Annotated in this window: 1 protein-coding gene; it reads right to left on the reverse strand. The window is 40.4% G+C overall.

The features are described 5' to 3' along the window. Window positions 1-322: Kae1-like domain-containing protein (locus tag PLX19_RS25180; RefSeq protein WP_442869101.1), on the reverse strand; the 322-nt coding region annotated here is incomplete at both ends.

The raw sequence follows: 322 nt of genomic DNA on the forward strand, positions 1-322 counted from the left end.
TTCAACATCTTTTTTCTTTGTAAACTCTTCCTCTAAACGTGCTCGTAATCCTTTATTGGCTGCTACCCCACCAGCAAGAAGCACTTGCTTTACACCATATTCTTCTGTTGCTCTTATTGTTTTTGTTACTAATACATCAATTACACTTGCCTGGAAACTAGCAGCTAAATTTTCAGGGGTAAGTTCTTCTCCGCGCTGTTTTGCGTTATGCACAGTGTTAATAACTGCAGATTTTAATCCACTGAAACTAAAATCATAAGAATCAGGCTCCAGCCATGCACGAGGCAAATCAATTGTCGGCTCTCCTTCATGCGCAAGACGA

This window comes from Bacillus sp. BP-3, from assembly GCF_028401955.1.
Taxonomy (GTDB): domain Bacteria; phylum Bacillota; class Bacilli; order Bacillales; family Bacillaceae_G; genus Bacillus_A.